The sequence below is a fragment of the Sphaerotilus hippei genome, from assembly GCF_003201595.1.
Lineage (GTDB): Bacteria > Pseudomonadota > Gammaproteobacteria > Burkholderiales > Burkholderiaceae_C > Sphaerotilus > Sphaerotilus hippei.
This window is the reverse complement of sequence record NZ_QJJS01000006.1, coordinates 17,531-30,616: the sequence shown is the minus strand read 5'-3', so window position 1 is coordinate 30,616 and position 13,086 is coordinate 17,531. Positions and strand designations below refer to the sequence as shown.

Genomic DNA, 13,086 nt, shown 5'->3' with positions numbered 1-13,086 from the left:
GGATCAGGTCGGAACCTTGCGCAGCATCTCGATGCCGACCTGGCCGGCGGCGATCTCGCGCAGCGCGGTCACGCCCGGCTTGTTCTTGGTCTCGATCTTCGGGGCGTGGCCCTGGCTCAGCATGCGTGCCCGGTAGGTGGCCGCCAGCACCAGCTGGAAGCGGTTCGGGATCTTGTTCAGGCAGTCTTCGACGGTGATGCGGGCCATGTCAGGACATCTTTCCGCACAGGAACGGCGCATCACCCGACCGGGTGACACGCCATGCCGGCGCTCTCAGGAGAGTTGGAGGGCGTCAAACACAGCCGGACGGCTGCGACGCTGGGAAGCGTATTTTAACCGCTGCGCGTGCACGATGGTCTTCAGGTCGAACAAGGCGGTCTCGAACAGGGCATTGACGACGATGTAGTCGAAGTGCCGGGCCTGGTCGACCTCGTGGCGCGCGTTGACCATGCGCTGCTCGATGACCTCGGGCGCATCCTCGCCGCGGCGGCACAGCCGCTGGCGCAGCTCCTCCCACGAAGGCGGCAGGATGAAGATCAGCACCGCCAGCCGGAACAGCTGCTTGATCTGCAGCGCGCCCTGGTAATCGATCTCGAGCACGACGTCCTCGCCGGCCTTCAGGCGCTTCTCGATGGCCCCGCGCGAGGTGCCGTAGCGGTTGCCGTGCACCTCGGCCCACTCGAAGAAATCGCCTCGATCGACCATGGCCTGGAACTCCGCGGGAGAGATGAACCAGTACTCGCGGCCGTTCTGCTCCTGGCCGCGCGGGGGTCGCGTGGTGTGGGAGATCGACACCATCAGGCGGGCATCGAGCTCCAGCAGGGCCTTGACCAGGCTGGACTTGCCGGCGCCCGAGGGCGCCGCGATCACGTAGAGGTTGCCAGGGTAATCCATGGCTTCGGAAAGAAGGGGGGACGTGCTCATCGTGCTTCCGGCTCGTTCACTCGATGTTCTGGACCTGCTCGCGCAGCTGCTCGATCAGCACCTTCATGTCGACCGAGATGCGGGTCAGCTCGAGCGCGGCCGACTTGGAGCCCAGCGTGTTGGCCTCGCGGTGCAGCTCCTGGATCAGGAAGTCCAGCCGCTTGCCCACCTCGCCACCGCGGGTCAGCAGGCGGGTGATCTCGTCGAGGTGCGCGCCCAGGCGGCCGAGCTCCTCGGCCACGTCGATGCGCACCGCGAAGGCCGCCGCCTCGGACAGGGCCCGCTCGGCCAGCGTCTGGGCCGGCACCGCCTGGCCCGCACCGGCGCTCTGGAGCGCCTCGTTCCAGCGCTCCAGGAAACGCTGCTGCTGGCGCGCCACCACCTCGGGCAGCAGCGGCGCGGCCTGGGCGGCCAGCTCGCGCAGCCCGCTGACACGCTCCATCAGGATCTGCACCAGGCGCGCACCCTCGCGGGCCCGGGCCTCGCGCAGGCGCTCCAGGCACTCGCGGGCGGCCTGCAGCGCCTCCTCGTCGAGCTGCAGCGCCGGCGCGGTGTTGCGGCACCACTGCAGCACCTCGAACACCGACAGGCGCGGGGCCTGCGGCAGCCAGTTGTGCACCGAACCCTCGAGCCGGGCGATGGCGTTGAGCTGCTCGGGCTGGGGCTGGGCCTGGGCCGCCTCGCCGGCCCGCTCGACGTTGAGCCGCAGCTCCACCTTGCCGCGGCGCAGGCCGGCGGTCATCAGCTCGCGCAGCGCGGGCTCGAGCGAGCGGAACTCGTCGGGCAGGCGCAGGACCACGTCGAGAAACCGGCTGTTCACCGACCGCAGCTCGACGCTGACCGCCGCGCTGCGCGGGCCGGCCGCGGCCCCATTCTCGCCCCGGCCATCCGCACCACTGACCGTGGCGCTGGCGTAGCCAGTCATGCTGTAAACTGCCATTGCGACTCTCGCCAAACAAAACACGATTATGTCAAAGCCCAAACCAGCCCCGTTGCCACCCGGCACCGTGGTCGGCGGCTACCAGATCATTCGCAAGCTGGCCGCCGGTGGTTTTGGCGTCGTCTACCTGGCTGAAGATGCCGAGCGACGCCTGGTGGCGCTGAAGGAATACCTGCCATCCTCCCTGGCCGAACGGCCGGTCGGCGAACTGGTGCCGAGGGTCAAGCCCGAGAAGCAGCCGCTCTACCGGCTGGGGCTGAAGAGCTTCTTCGAGGAAGGCCGCTCGCTGGCGCAGATCTCGCACCCGAGCGTGGTCTCGGTGCTGAACTTCTTCCGCGAGAACGAGACCGTCTACATGGTGATGAACTATCTGCAGGGCGACACCCTGCAGGACTTCATCGTCACCGCGCGCGACCTGAAGCGCGACAAGGTCTTCCGCGAGTCGACCATCCGCAGCCTGTTCGACGAGATCCTGCGCGGCCTGCGCATCGTGCACCAGCACAAGATGCTGCACCTGGACATCAAGCCGGCCAACGTCTTCATCACCAACGACAACAAGGCGGTGATGCTGGACTTCGGCGCCGCGCGTGAAGTGCTGTCCAAGGAAGGCAACTTCATCCGGCCGATGTACACGCCGGGCTTCGCCGCGCCCGAGATGTACCGCCGCGACGGCACGCTGGGCCCGTGGACCGACATCTACGCCATCGGCGCCTGCATCTACGCCTGCATGCAGGGGTATCCGCCCAACGACGCGCCGCAGCGCATCGAGAAGGACCGGCTGAACCTGTCGCTGTCGCGGCTGCGCAATGTCTACTCCGACAACCTGATCGAGGTCACCGAATGGTGCATGTCGATCGACCCGCTCGCCCGGCCGCAGAGCGTCTTCGCGCTGCAGAAGGAACTGGCGCGCGAGACCGAGCGCCGCTACACCAAGCTGAGCTTCAGCGAACGCCTCAAGCTCCAGCTTGAAAACCTCAAGACCGGCGCCAAGGCCTGAGCCTGACCCGATCCGACCAGCCAGGCAGTCGCGCATGCGTTTTTCGGTCTACCAGATCAGCCGCCGAGGCGGGCGGGAGAAGAACGAGGACCGGATGGGCTATTGCTACACCCGGTCCTCGGGGCTGTTCGCGCTGGCCGACGGCATGGGCGGACATCCGGAAGGCGAGGTCGCCTCGCAGCTGTCGCTGCAGATCCTCGCCAGCATGTTCCAGCGGGACGCCCGGCCGCAGCTGAAGGATCCGCGCCGCTTCCTGAACGAGGCCATCCTCGCCGGCCACCACCAGCTCATCCGCTACGCCACCGAGCGGGCGCTGCTCGACACGCCCCGCACGACCATCGTCGCCTGCGTGCTGCAGGGCCGCGAGGCCTACTGGGCCCACTGCGGCGACTCTCGCCTCTACCTGGTGCGCAACGGCAAGCTGATGGCCCGCACCCGCGACCACTCCTACAGCGAGCTGCAGGACGCGCTGGGCGGACAGTCGGCGCTGCTGGAGCGGGTCAACCGCAACGTGCTGTTCACCTGCCTGGGCAGCCCGGGCAAGCCGGTGGTCGACACGGTCGGGCCGCTGCTGCTGCAGCCGGGCGACCGCTTCATGCTGTGCTCCGACGGCCTGTGGGGCAGCATCGACGACGAGACGATCACCGCCGTGCTCGCCAATGCCTCGATTTCCGAGTCCACCCCCGACCTGGTCGAGCAGGCGCTGCGCATCGCTGGCGAGCGCAGCGACAATGTCACCGTGATCAGCGTCGAGTGGGAGTCCGCCGAGGACGAGGACAGCCCCGCCGGCGTCGAGACCGACACGCTGGCGGCCGACAGCTTCGCCTCGACGATCCAGGCCGGCAGCGGCGTGGGCAATGCCGAGGACCTGCTCGACGACGCCGAGATCGAACGCTCGATCCGCGAGATCAACGAAGCCATCCGGCGCAGCGCGCAGAAGCGCAGCTGACGCCGGACGGCACGGCCGCAGCGGCTGCGCGCATCCGCGCCACCGCCGCTGCAGGCCATCCACCCTGCCCAGGAAAGACACCATGTCCACTGCCCGCCCCGGCAACCGCGCCGCCCATGCCCTGCGCCCCGTGCGCCTGACCCGCCAGTACACCCGCCACGCCGAAGGTTCGGTGCTGGTCGAGTTCGGCCACACCAAGGTGCTGTGCACCGCCTCCGTCGAGGACCGGGTGCCGCCGCACAAGAAGGGCTCCGGCGAAGGCTGGGTGACGGCCGAGTACGGCATGCTGCCGCGTGCCACCCACACCCGCTCGTCGCGCGAGGCGGCCAAGGGCAAGCAGACCGGCCGCACCCAGGAGATCCAGCGCCTGATCGGCCGCTCGATGCGCTGCGTGTTCGACCTCGCCGCCCTGGGCGAGCACACCATCTCGCTGGACTGCGACGTGCTGCAGGCCGATGGCGGCACCCGCACCGCGGCGATCACCGGCGCCTTCGTCGCCGCGCACGACGCGGTGAGCTGGATGCTGGCGCAGGGCAGGATCAGCGCTTCGCCGATCCGCGACTTCGTCGCCGCCGTGTCGGTGGGCATCGTCGACGGCCAGCCGCGCCTGGACCTGGACTACAGCGAGGACTCGGCCTGCGACACCGACATGAACGTCGTCATGACCGGCTCGGGCGGTTTTGTCGAGGTGCAGGGCACGGCCGAAGGCGCCGCGTTCAGCCGCGCCGAGATGGACCGGCTGCTGGCGCTGGCCGAACAGGGCATCCGCGACCTGGTCGCCGCCCAGCGCGAGGTGCTGGGGGTCTCGGCATGAAGCTGGTGCTGGCCTCCAACAACGCCAAGAAGCTGCGCGAGCTCGAGGCGCTGCTGCAGCCACTGGCCATCGAGCTGGTGGCCCAGGGCAGCCTGGGCATCGCCGAGGCCGAGGAGCCGCACATCACCTTCGCCGAGAACGCGCTGGCCAAGGCGCGACATGCCGCGGCGGCCAGCGGCCTGCCGGCGATCGCCGACGATTCAGGGCTGTGCGTGGGCGCGCTGCGGGGCGCACCCGGCGTGCATTCGGCCCGCTACGCCGAGCTCGAGCTCGACGCCAGCCTGGCACGCGAGGCCCGCCGCGAACGCCAGGACGAGGCCAACAACCGCCAGCTGCTGGCCGCACTGGACGGCGTCTCGGACCGCCGGGCGCATTTCATGTGCGCGCTGGTGGCCGTGCGTTCGGCCGACGATCCGGAGCCGCTGATGGCCTTCGGCCGCTGGCAGGGCGAGATCGGCACCGAGCGCAGCGGCACCGGCGGCTTCGGCTACGACCCGCTGCTGCGGCTGCCCGCGTCGGGCTGCTCGGTGGCCGAGCTGTCGGCCGAGCAGAAGAACCGCCAGAGCCACCGCGCGCTGGCCGCGGCCCAGCTGCTGCAGCTGATGCGGGAGGTCTGGCACCTTGGCTGAACTGCCCCGCCTGGTCGCCGCCGGTGCGGCCGACCCGAACCGCCCGGCCCCCGGCACCGCCGAGCTGCTGCAGCGCCACCTGCGCCCCGGCACGCTGCAGCTGGGCGCACCGCCCCCGCTGTCGCTGTACGTGCACCTGCCGTGGTGCCTGCGCAAGTGCCCCTACTGCGACTTCAATTCGCACGAGGTCGCGGGCGGGGGCGCGCTGCCCGAGGCCCGATACCTCGACGCGCTGCGCCACGACCTCGAGGCCGCGCTGCCCTGGGTCTGGGGCCGGCCGGTGCACAGCATCTTCATCGGTGGCGGCACGCCCAGCCTGTTCTCGCCGGACGGCATCGAGCGCCTGCTCAGCGACATCCGCACGCTGATGCCGCTGCAGCCCGGCTGCGAGATCACGCTGGAGGCCAATCCCGGCACCTTCGAGCGCGACCGTTTCCGCGCCTTCCGGGCCGCCGGCGTGACCCGGCTGTCGGTGGGCGTGCAGAGCTTCGACGACCGCCACCTCGCCGCGCTGGGGCGGGTGCACGACCGCGGCCAGGCGCTGGCCGCCGCCGAGGAGGCCGCCGACGCGTTCGAGACCTTCAACCTCGACCTGATGTACGCCCTGCCCGGCCAGAGCCTGGCCGAGGCCGCCGAGGACCTGCGCACCGCGCTCGCGCTGCAGCCGCCGCACCTGTCGCTCTACCACCTGACCATCGAGCCCAACACCCGTTTTGCGCTCGACCCGCCCGAGGTGCCCGACGACGACAGCGCCAGCGACATGCTCGACCAGGTGGTGGCCCTGACCGGCGCGGCCGGCATGGACCGCTACGAGGTCTCGGCCTATGCCCGGCCCGGCCACCGCTGCACCCACAACCTGAACTACTGGCAGTTCGGCGACTACCTGGGCATCGGCGCGGGCGCGCACAGCAAGCTGAGCTTCGCCCACCGGGTGATCCGCCAGGTGCGCTGGCGCGAACCGTCGACCTACATGGAACGCGCCTTCCAGGGCACGGCGGTGTCCAACGAGGACGAGATCGGCCGCAAGGCCCTGCCCTTCGAGTTCATGCTCAACGCGCTGCGGCTGCGCGAAGGCGTGCCGCTGCAGCTCTTCCGCGAGCGCACGGGACTGCCGATGTCGGCCATCGAGGCCGGCCTGGCCGAGGCGCAGGCCAAGGGGCTGCTCACGCGGGACACGGGCTCGGTGCTGCCGACCGCGCGGGGTTTCGACTTCCTCAACGACCTGCAGGGCCTCTTCCTGGCCGACTGAACCCGCGGGCGACGCCGATGAAAAAAGGGCTGCCGCGGCAGCCCCTTTGCGATCAGGCGGGCGCCCGCGCCGGCTCAGACCCGGTTGGTGGACATCCCGGCGGTGCTGCGCAGGTGTTCCATCAGGTGGTCGGCGATGCGCTTGAGCGGCAGCACCTCATGGCAGGCACCGGCGTTGATCGCCTCGCGCGGCATGCCGAAGACCACGCAGCTGGCCTCGTCCTGCGCGACGTTGTAGGCGCCGGCATCACGCATCTCCTTCATCGCCCGCGCGCCGTCGGCGCCCATGCCGGTGAGCATGATGCCCACCGCGTTGCGGCCGGCCACCCGGGCGGCCGACTGGAACAGCACCTCGACGCTGGGCTTGTGGCGGTTGACCGGATCACCGTCGGTGACGCGGGCGATGTAGTTGGCGCCGGAGCGCTCGACCGACAGGTGCAGCCCGCCCGGGGCGATGTAGGCATGGCCGGGCAGCACACGTTCGCCGTCGGACGCCTCCTTGACCGCGATGCGGCACAGCGAATTCAGCCGGGCCGAGTAGCTGCGCGTGAAACCGGCCGGCATGTGCTGGGTGATCAGGATGCCGGGCGAGTCCGGCGGCAGCGCCATCAGCACCTCGCGGGTGGCTTCGGTGCCGCCGGTGGACGCGCCGATGAAGATCAGCTTCTCGGTCGACACCCGGCCCAGCGACGGCGAATGGGCCGGCGGGCGGTGATGGGGTTCGGCATGGCTGGTGGCCGACGGTCCGTGCGACGGACCCGGCGCCAGCCGGGAGATGCGCGCGCGCGAAGCCACGCGGATCTTGTCGGTGATCTCGTCGGACAGCGTGCGCATGCCGTCGGAGATGCCGATCTTGGGCTTGGCGACGAAGTCGACCGCCCCCAGCTCGAGCGCGCGCATCGTCACGTCGGCGCCCCGCTCGGTCAGCGTCGACACCATCACCACCGGCATCGGCCGCAGCCGCATCAGCTTGGCGAGGAAGTCGATGCCGTCCATGCGCGGCATCTCGACGTCCAGCGTGATCACGTCCGGGTTGAGGTTGCGGATCATCTCGCGGGCCACCAGCGGATCGGCCGCGGCGCCGACACACTCCATGTCGGGCTGGCGGTTGATGATCTCCGACAGCAGGCTGCGCACGAGGGCGGAATCGTCGACCACCACGACTCGGGTCTTGGGCATGACTGGTGCTCTCCTCGGATTCAGAACAGGTCGACCGTGCCGCCGGACGAGGCCGTCGAGGCACGTGTGCGATTGATCGCCTCACGGTCCAGGGCCTGGACGATCTCGGTGCTGGTCGGCGCCAGGCGCTTGACCATGGCCTTGCCACTGTGCGGGAAGAAGCAGACCTTGCGCGGATAGACGTCCATCACGTCCTTGCTCACCACCGGGATGCGCTCGGTCGCCAGGTACTCCATCACGAACTTGGTGTTGCGCTCGCCGACGTTGATCGTGTTCATGCCGCTGATGACCGCCCCGCCGCCGAACACCTTGGCCTCCAGCGTGGTGCGGTTCGCGCCGCGCTTGAGCAGTTCGTTGATCAGCAGTTCCATCGCGAACGAGCCGTAGCGGCCCCCGTCGATCGCGCCGGCGCCCGCGTCGGGCAGCATGAAGTGGTTGAGCCCGCCGATGCGCGCCACCCGGTCCCACAGGCAGGCGGCGATGCACGAGCCCAGCGTGGTCATGATCAGCACGTCCTCGTCGTAGACGAAGTACTCGCCGGGCAGCACCTTGACGGCATCGGACTTGAAGAAGGCGTCGTAGAAGAAGAACGAGGCCTCGCCGGGCTTGCGCGGCGAGTTGCGCAGCTTCTCGAGACGGGCCGTCCGGGGCGGTGAGGTCTGAAGGGAGGATGGGGCGAGCATCGCGGATCCTTGGAAATCGGTCGTGAAGGGGAGGCGGCGCTCAGGCCCGCTGGTAGACGGTCTTGCCGCGCAGCTCGAACAGGTCGCGGGAGTCGGTGAAGTTCTCGGAGTGCCCGACGAACAGCAGCCCCTCGGGACGCAGCACCCGGTGGATGTTCTCCAGCACCTTGCGCTGGGTCGGCGCATCGAAATAGATCATCACGTTGCGGCAGAACACGATGTCGAAGGCCTCGCCGAGCGCCCACTGGGCGCCCATGAGGTTGAACGGCCGGTACTCGATCATGCGGGCCAGCTCGGGGCGCACACGGATGAAACCGGCGTTGCTGCCGGTGCCGCGCAGGAAGTGGCGCCGCAGGCGCTCCGGGCCGAGCCCGCGGGCGTCGGCCGCGTAGACCCCGCGCTGGGCGGTCTGCAGCACGTTGGTGTCGATGTCGGTGGCCAGGATCTTCACCGGCGCCGAGGCGCCCAGCGTCTCGACCGCCGACATCGCCAGCGAATAGGGCTCCTCGCCGGTCGACGCCGCGCAGCACCAGATGCGGATCGGGCGCGACGGGCCGAGCCGGGACAGCCGATCGGCCAGCACCGGAAAATGGTGCTCCTCACGGAAGAAGGCGGTCAGGTTGGTCGTCAGGCAGTTGATGAACTCCTGCCATTCACGCTCGCCCTGCTCGCCGGAGGTGGACTCGAGCCAGTTGAGGTAGTCGCCGAACGAGCGGTGCCCCGTGTCGCGCAGACGGCGCGACAGGCGGCTGTAGACCATCGCCTGCTTCTGATCGTGCAGGCTGATGCCCGCACGCTGGTAGATCAGCTGGCGCACGCGGGAGAAATCCCGGGCATCGAAGCTGAACTCGCGGGCCTGCGCATCGGCAGCGGGCGTGGGAAGCGTCACGTTGGGCATGCTCACTGTGGAGTCCGTGAGGAGGAAATCAGGCGGGAACCATCCACGCCCCTGCGCACAGGGAAGAGTGGACGGCAACCGGGTTGCGACCGGATTCAGTGTGAGAGATATCGTCACGGCGCCGTCGCCAAAGATGTCCGGCAAAGACCGGTCATATTTCCAGCCATGGACCACGTCGAGCCACTAGACTGAATCTGAACAATTTCATTTCCATCCGCCATTCCACATCACCGGCCCTGCTTCGCTACGCCTCATGTCCCGCTCTCCACCCGATCCTCGCCCGCCGGATGCCGAGCCGGTGCGGCCGAACGGCCTGCTGCTCGACACCGCGCTGCAGCTGCTGGAGCGCGCCGGCCACGCCTGGCCGCCCGAGGCGGCGTCGGACCCCCATGTCTGGATGCAGAGTCTGGTCGACGGTCTGTGCACCCTGTCCAGCCGCGATCCGCTGACGGGCCTGCTGAACCGCCGCCAGTTCGAGGCCGCGCTCGAGCGCGAGGCCGACCGCGCCGCCCGCTCGGGCGACGTGGCGATGCTGCTGCTGCTCGACATCGACCACTTCAAGCGGGTCAACGACCGCTACGGCCACGCGGCCGGGGACGAGGTCATCCGGCGCGTGGCGCAGGCGCTGCAGGTGGGCGTGCGGCCGATGGACACCGTGGCGCGCATCGGTGGCGAGGAGTTCGCCGCCGTGCTGCCCGCCTGCCCGCCGGCCTACGGCCACGCGGTGGCCGAGCGGGTGCGGCGGGCCATCGAGGCCCTCGAGATCGACCTCGGCCTCGACCAGCGCCTGGGCGTGACCATCAGCATCGGCGGCTCCTACGCGCCCCAGTGGGTGCGCTCGAGCTGCACGCTCTGGCTGGAGCGCGCCGACCGGCAGCTCTACCTCGCCAAGCATCAGGGCCGCAACCGCGTCTGCCTGGAAACCCCTCCCGAGTCCCAGGTCAGCGCCGAAGAGCGCGGCCTGCTGCTCAGTCCCGCATCGGACTTCCTGCCCGATGAACCGAGTTCCACTTCATGAACGCCCCGATGCCTTCTTCTTCCCCCCGACCGGCAGGACCTGCCGGAGGCGGGGGCGCACGCATCATGGCCGTCACCAGCGGCAAGGGTGGCGTGGGCAAGACCATGATCAGCGCCAACCTGGCCGCCGCACTGGCGCGCCGGGGCGAGCGTGTGCTGGTCATCGACACCGATCTGGGCCTGGCCAACCTCGACGTGGTGCTGAACCTGCAGCCACGCAGCACCCTGCACGACGTGTTCACCGGCCGCTCCACGCTGAAGGACGCGCTGCTCGACGCCCCCGGCGGTTTCCAGGTGCTGCTCGCCGGCTCGGGCCTGGTCGAATACTCCCGGCTCACGCCCGAGGTCCAGGAGCAACTGCGCCAGCTGCTCGACACCGTGCGGCCGCACTACGACCGGGTGCTGCTCGACACCGGCGCCGGCATCTCCGACGTCGTGCTCTACGCGCTGTCGCTGGCCGATGACGTGCTGGTCGTGGCCACGTCCGAGCCCACCTCGCTGGCCGATGCCTACGCGACGATCAAGGTGCTGGCCACGCAGCAGAACCGCACGGACCTGCTGCTGGTGGTCAACCAGTCGCAGCGCACCGGCGAGGGCCAGGCGGTGGCACAGCAGCTCACCAGCGTGATCCGCCGCTTCGTCAAGCCGGCCGGTGGTGGCGACGTCAAGCTGCAATTCATGGGCGAGATCCCGAGTGATCCGTCGGTGCGCGACGCGGTGCAGCGCCGCAAGCTGCTGACCCTGACCTATCCGGGCTCGGCCGCGGCCCTGGCGATCCAGAACGTCGCCGGCCGACTGCCTTCGTCCAGTTTCCGCCGCTGACCGCAGGGGACCGGCCGGACGGCGCTACAGTGGTGGACATCCTCCCTGCTGCGCTGGCCCTGCCGAGATGAACCCGACCCCTGCCGCCTCCTCCCCCGACGCCGACGAACCCGAAGCGGCCGGCCCGACCCCGTTCGAGATGCTCGGCGGTGAAGCCCGCATCCGCGCGCTGGTCGACCGCTTCTACGACCTGATGGACCTGGAGCCGGGCCTGCGCGAGCTGCGCGCGGCCCACGGCTCGACGCTGGACAGCGCACGGGACAAGCTGTTCTGGTTCCTGTGCGGCTGGCTGGGCGGGCCGCAGCACTACATCGAACGCTTCGGACACCCGCGCCTGCGGGCGCGGCACCTGCCGTTCTCGATCGGCATCCTCGAACGCGACCAGTGGGTGGCCTGCATGCACCAGGCCATGATCGACCAGGGGGTGCAGCCCCCGCTGCTCGACCGGCTGACCGAGAGCTTCTTCAGCACCGCCGACTGGATGCGCAACCGCTGAGGCGGCACGCAGGCCGGGGCGAGGGGCGAGCGCTCAGCCGCCGTGCCGCGGCGTCGACGAGTCGAGCAGCACGATCAGCGCACCGGCGCCCCCGTCGTGGCCCAGCGCATGGGCGAAGGCCAGTACCTCCTGGCGCTGCACCAGCCAGCCCCGCACCTTGCCCTTGAGCACCGGCTGCCGCCCGGGCGAGCCCAGGCCCTTGCCGTGCACCACCCGCACGCAGCGCCAGCCACGCTTGCCCGCGTGGCCCAGGAACTGCACCAGCGCCTCGCGGGCCACCTCGCGGGTCATGCCGTGCAGGTCGATGTGGCCCTGCACGGCCCAGGTGCCGGTGCGCAGCTTGCGCAGCACCTCCTGCCCGACCCCTTCGCGCCGGTAGGACATCTGGTCGTCGGTCTCCATCAGCGAGGCGGCGTCGAACTCGTCGGACAGCGACGAGCGCATCACCTCGAGGTCGTCGAGCTCACGCTGGCGGGGCACCGGGTCCGGGCGCGGTCGGGCGATCTGCGCCCGGTCGTGCTCGCGCAGCGGCGTGACCGGACCGACCAGGCGGGCGAACAGCTCGTGCTCGCGGCGGCGGGCCGCCTCCTCGGCGGCACGGCGGGCGAGTTCCTCCTCGTGCCGGCGGGCCCGCTCCTGCAGTTCGCGGCGCACCTGCCGCAGCTCGGAAAGGCCCGACAGGCGCAGCACCGGCGAAGCAGGACGAACGCGGGACGAAGAAGCGGAATCGGCGGACATGGCAGCGGCAGACGAAAAAAGGCGCGGCCCGGTTCACAGCAGGCCACGTTCGGCGAAGGATACCGTGCCCTGGCGACCGACCACGAGGTGGTCCAGCACCCGCACGTCGATCAGGGCCAAGGCCGATTTCAGCTGCTGGGTCAGGTATTCATCCGCCCGGGACGGCTCGGCAACGCCCGAGGGGTGGTTGTGCGCCAGGATCACCGCGGCCGCATTGAGCGCCAGCGCCCGCTTGAGCACCTCGCGCGGGTAGACGCTGGTCTGCGTCAGCGTGCCGCGGAACAGCGGCTCGTAGGACAGCAGCCGGTGCTGCGCATCCAGGAACAGCACCGCGAACACCTCGTGCGGCAGCTCGGCCAGCTGCAGGCTCAGGTAGTCGCGCACGGCCGCGGGCGAGTCGAACACCGGGCGCTGCGACAGCTGGGCCGCCAGCGCCCGCCGCGCCAGCTCGAGCACCGCCTGCAGCTCCGCCCGCTTGGCCGGCCCGAGGCCCTTGACCGCGCCCAGCGCCGGCGCCTCGGCCCGCAGCAGCCCGCTGACGCCGCCGAAGCGCTGCAGCAGCTGCTCGGCCATCTGCAGCACCCCCAGGCCCCGCACGCCGGTGCGCAGCAGCAGGGCCAGCAGTTCCGCATCGGCCAGCGCCGCGGGCCCGTGGGACAGCAGCTTCTCGCGCGGACGCAAGGCCGCAGGCAGGTCTTTCATGACGGGCTCCCCGAGGTGGCACACGAGCTGGCGCCTAAAATCACGGCCAG

At 70.2% G+C, this 13,086-nt stretch carries 16 protein-coding genes; 8 read left to right on the top strand and 8 right to left on the bottom strand.

Annotated features, from left to right (window positions below; genetic code table 11):
• Nucleotides 1-3 precede the first annotated feature (3 nt).
• From rpoZ to C7444_RS08090, 3 genes are all read right to left on the bottom strand, one after another.
• A complete protein-coding gene (rpoZ, locus tag C7444_RS08100; protein WP_110400348.1) occupies nucleotides 4-207 on the bottom strand; it encodes a DNA-directed RNA polymerase subunit omega in 204 nt (67 codons plus the stop codon).
• A gap of 66 nt (nucleotides 208-273) precedes the next feature.
• Entirely contained in the window at nucleotides 274-894 is a 621-nt protein-coding gene (gene gmk / locus C7444_RS08095; protein ID WP_110400347.1) for a guanylate kinase, read from the bottom strand.
• A 46-nt stretch (nucleotides 895-940) separates the two neighbouring features.
• Complete coding sequence (locus C7444_RS08090; RefSeq protein WP_110400346.1) at nucleotides 941-1,864, bottom strand: YicC/YloC family endoribonuclease; 924 nt, start codon at nucleotides 1,862-1,864, stop codon at nucleotides 941-943.
• A 28-nt stretch (nucleotides 1,865-1,892) separates the two neighbouring features.
• On the opposite strand from C7444_RS08090, the gene C7444_RS08085 reads away from it, so the two are divergent.
• The 5 genes from C7444_RS08085 to hemW all read left to right on the top strand — a co-directional run bounded on the left by C7444_RS08085 (nucleotide 1,893) and on the right by hemW (nucleotide 6,502).
• Nucleotides 1,893-2,861, top strand: coding sequence for a serine/threonine protein kinase (locus tag C7444_RS08085; RefSeq protein WP_110400345.1), 969 nt, complete (start codon nucleotides 1,893-1,895; stop codon nucleotides 2,859-2,861).
• 34 nt (nucleotides 2,862-2,895) lie between these two features.
• On the top strand, nucleotides 2,896-3,810 hold the full coding sequence (locus C7444_RS08080) for a PP2C family protein-serine/threonine phosphatase (RefSeq protein WP_110400344.1): 915 nt from the start codon (nucleotides 2,896-2,898) through the stop codon (nucleotides 3,808-3,810).
• Nucleotides 3,811-3,892: 82 nt separating this feature from the next.
• Nucleotides 3,893-4,624, top strand: coding sequence for a ribonuclease PH (gene rph, locus C7444_RS08075; RefSeq protein WP_110400343.1), 732 nt, complete (start codon nucleotides 3,893-3,895; stop codon nucleotides 4,622-4,624).
• Nucleotides 4,621-5,253, top strand: a complete 633-nt coding sequence (gene rdgB, locus C7444_RS08070; protein ID WP_110400342.1) for an RdgB/HAM1 family non-canonical purine NTP pyrophosphatase — start codon at nucleotides 4,621-4,623, stop codon at nucleotides 5,251-5,253. The genes rph and rdgB overlap by 4 nt, the downstream gene beginning before the upstream one ends.
• Nucleotides 5,246-6,502 carry a radical SAM family heme chaperone HemW gene (hemW, locus tag C7444_RS08065; protein WP_375136918.1) on the top strand — a complete coding sequence of 419 codons (1,257 nt, stop codon included), beginning with the start codon at nucleotides 5,246-5,248 and terminating at the stop codon, nucleotides 6,500-6,502. Before rdgB ends, hemW begins: the two co-directional genes overlap by 8 nt.
• A 74-nt stretch (nucleotides 6,503-6,576) precedes the next feature.
• Here hemW and C7444_RS08060 read toward each other — a convergent pair whose 3' ends face one another.
• From C7444_RS08060 to C7444_RS08050, 3 genes are read right to left on the bottom strand one after another with little or no spacing between them, the layout of a single operon-like run.
• Complete coding sequence (locus tag C7444_RS08060) at nucleotides 6,577-7,680, bottom strand: protein-glutamate methylesterase/protein-glutamine glutaminase (protein ID WP_110400341.1); 1,104 nt, start codon at nucleotides 7,678-7,680, stop codon at nucleotides 6,577-6,579.
• Between the two features lie 20 nt (nucleotides 7,681-7,700).
• Nucleotides 7,701-8,363, bottom strand: a complete 663-nt coding sequence (gene cheD / locus C7444_RS08055; protein WP_110400340.1) for a chemoreceptor glutamine deamidase CheD — start codon at nucleotides 8,361-8,363, stop codon at nucleotides 7,701-7,703.
• A gap of 40 nt (nucleotides 8,364-8,403) precedes the next feature.
• Nucleotides 8,404-9,261 carry a CheR family methyltransferase gene (locus C7444_RS08050; RefSeq protein WP_110400339.1) on the bottom strand — a complete coding sequence of 286 codons (858 nt, stop codon included), beginning with the start codon at nucleotides 9,259-9,261 and terminating at the stop codon, nucleotides 8,404-8,406.
• A 253-nt stretch (nucleotides 9,262-9,514) separates the two neighbouring features.
• Between C7444_RS08050 and C7444_RS08045 the strand changes: the two genes are divergently transcribed.
• From C7444_RS08045 to C7444_RS08035, 3 genes are all read left to right on the top strand, one after another.
• Complete coding sequence (locus tag C7444_RS08045; RefSeq protein WP_110400338.1) at nucleotides 9,515-10,279, top strand: GGDEF domain-containing protein; 765 nt, start codon at nucleotides 9,515-9,517, stop codon at nucleotides 10,277-10,279.
• Between the two features lie 8 nt (nucleotides 10,280-10,287).
• Complete coding sequence (locus C7444_RS08040; RefSeq protein ID WP_245909459.1) at nucleotides 10,288-11,100, top strand: MinD/ParA family protein; 813 nt, start codon at nucleotides 10,288-10,290, stop codon at nucleotides 11,098-11,100.
• A 139-nt stretch (nucleotides 11,101-11,239) separates the two neighbouring features.
• Complete coding sequence (locus C7444_RS08035; protein ID WP_245909471.1) at nucleotides 11,240-11,596, top strand: group II truncated hemoglobin; 357 nt, start codon at nucleotides 11,240-11,242, stop codon at nucleotides 11,594-11,596.
• A gap of 33 nt (nucleotides 11,597-11,629) precedes the next feature.
• On the opposite strand, the gene C7444_RS08030 is transcribed toward C7444_RS08035, so the two are convergent.
• The gene (locus tag C7444_RS08030) at nucleotides 11,630-12,334 is read right to left on the bottom strand and encodes a Smr/MutS family protein (protein ID WP_110400335.1); all 705 of its coding nucleotides are present in this window, start codon (nucleotides 12,332-12,334) and stop codon (nucleotides 11,630-11,632) included.
• Nucleotides 12,335-12,367: 33 nt separating this feature from the next.
• Nucleotides 12,368-13,036 (bottom strand): RadC family protein, encoded by a 669-nt coding sequence (radC, locus tag C7444_RS08025; RefSeq protein WP_110400334.1) that lies wholly within the window; start codon nucleotides 13,034-13,036, stop codon nucleotides 12,368-12,370.
• Nucleotides 13,037-13,086: the final 50 nt, after the last annotated feature.

What these genes read in the sequence shown, in the direction of transcription:
- rpoZ (WP_110400348.1), bottom strand. Translation starts at nt 207, where the DNA reads ATGGCCCGCATCACCGTCGAAGACTGCCTGAACAAGATCCCGAACCGC.
- gmk (WP_110400347.1), bottom strand. Translation starts at nt 894, where the DNA reads ATGGATTACCCTGGCAACCTCTACGTGATCGCGGCGCCCTCGGGCGCC.
- C7444_RS08090 (WP_110400346.1), bottom strand. Translation starts at nt 1,864, where the DNA reads ATGGCAGTTTACAGCATGACTGGCTACGCCAGCGCCACGGTCAGTGGT.
- C7444_RS08085 (WP_110400345.1), top strand. Translation starts at nt 1,893, where the DNA reads ATGTCAAAGCCCAAACCAGCCCCGTTGCCACCCGGCACCGTGGTCGGC.
- C7444_RS08080 (WP_110400344.1), top strand. Translation starts at nt 2,896, where the DNA reads ATGCGTTTTTCGGTCTACCAGATCAGCCGCCGAGGCGGGCGGGAGAAG.
- rph (WP_110400343.1), top strand. Translation starts at nt 3,893, where the DNA reads ATGTCCACTGCCCGCCCCGGCAACCGCGCCGCCCATGCCCTGCGCCCC.
- rdgB (WP_110400342.1), top strand. Translation starts at nt 4,621, where the DNA reads ATGAAGCTGGTGCTGGCCTCCAACAACGCCAAGAAGCTGCGCGAGCTC.
- C7444_RS08060 (WP_110400341.1), bottom strand. Translation starts at nt 7,680, where the DNA reads ATGCCCAAGACCCGAGTCGTGGTGGTCGACGATTCCGCCCTCGTGCGC.
- cheD (WP_110400340.1), bottom strand. Translation starts at nt 8,363, where the DNA reads ATGCTCGCCCCATCCTCCCTTCAGACCTCACCGCCCCGGACGGCCCGT.
- C7444_RS08050 (WP_110400339.1), bottom strand. Translation starts at nt 9,261, where the DNA reads ATGCCCAACGTGACGCTTCCCACGCCCGCTGCCGATGCGCAGGCCCGC.
- C7444_RS08045 (WP_110400338.1), top strand. Translation starts at nt 9,515, where the DNA reads ATGTCCCGCTCTCCACCCGATCCTCGCCCGCCGGATGCCGAGCCGGTG.
- C7444_RS08040 (WP_245909459.1), top strand. Translation starts at nt 10,288, where the DNA reads ATGCCTTCTTCTTCCCCCCGACCGGCAGGACCTGCCGGAGGCGGGGGC.
- C7444_RS08035 (WP_245909471.1), top strand. Translation starts at nt 11,240, where the DNA reads ATGCTCGGCGGTGAAGCCCGCATCCGCGCGCTGGTCGACCGCTTCTAC.
- C7444_RS08030 (WP_110400335.1), bottom strand. Translation starts at nt 12,334, where the DNA reads ATGTCCGCCGATTCCGCTTCTTCGTCCCGCGTTCGTCCTGCTTCGCCG.
- radC (WP_110400334.1), bottom strand. Translation starts at nt 13,036, where the DNA reads ATGAAAGACCTGCCTGCGGCCTTGCGTCCGCGCGAGAAGCTGCTGTCC.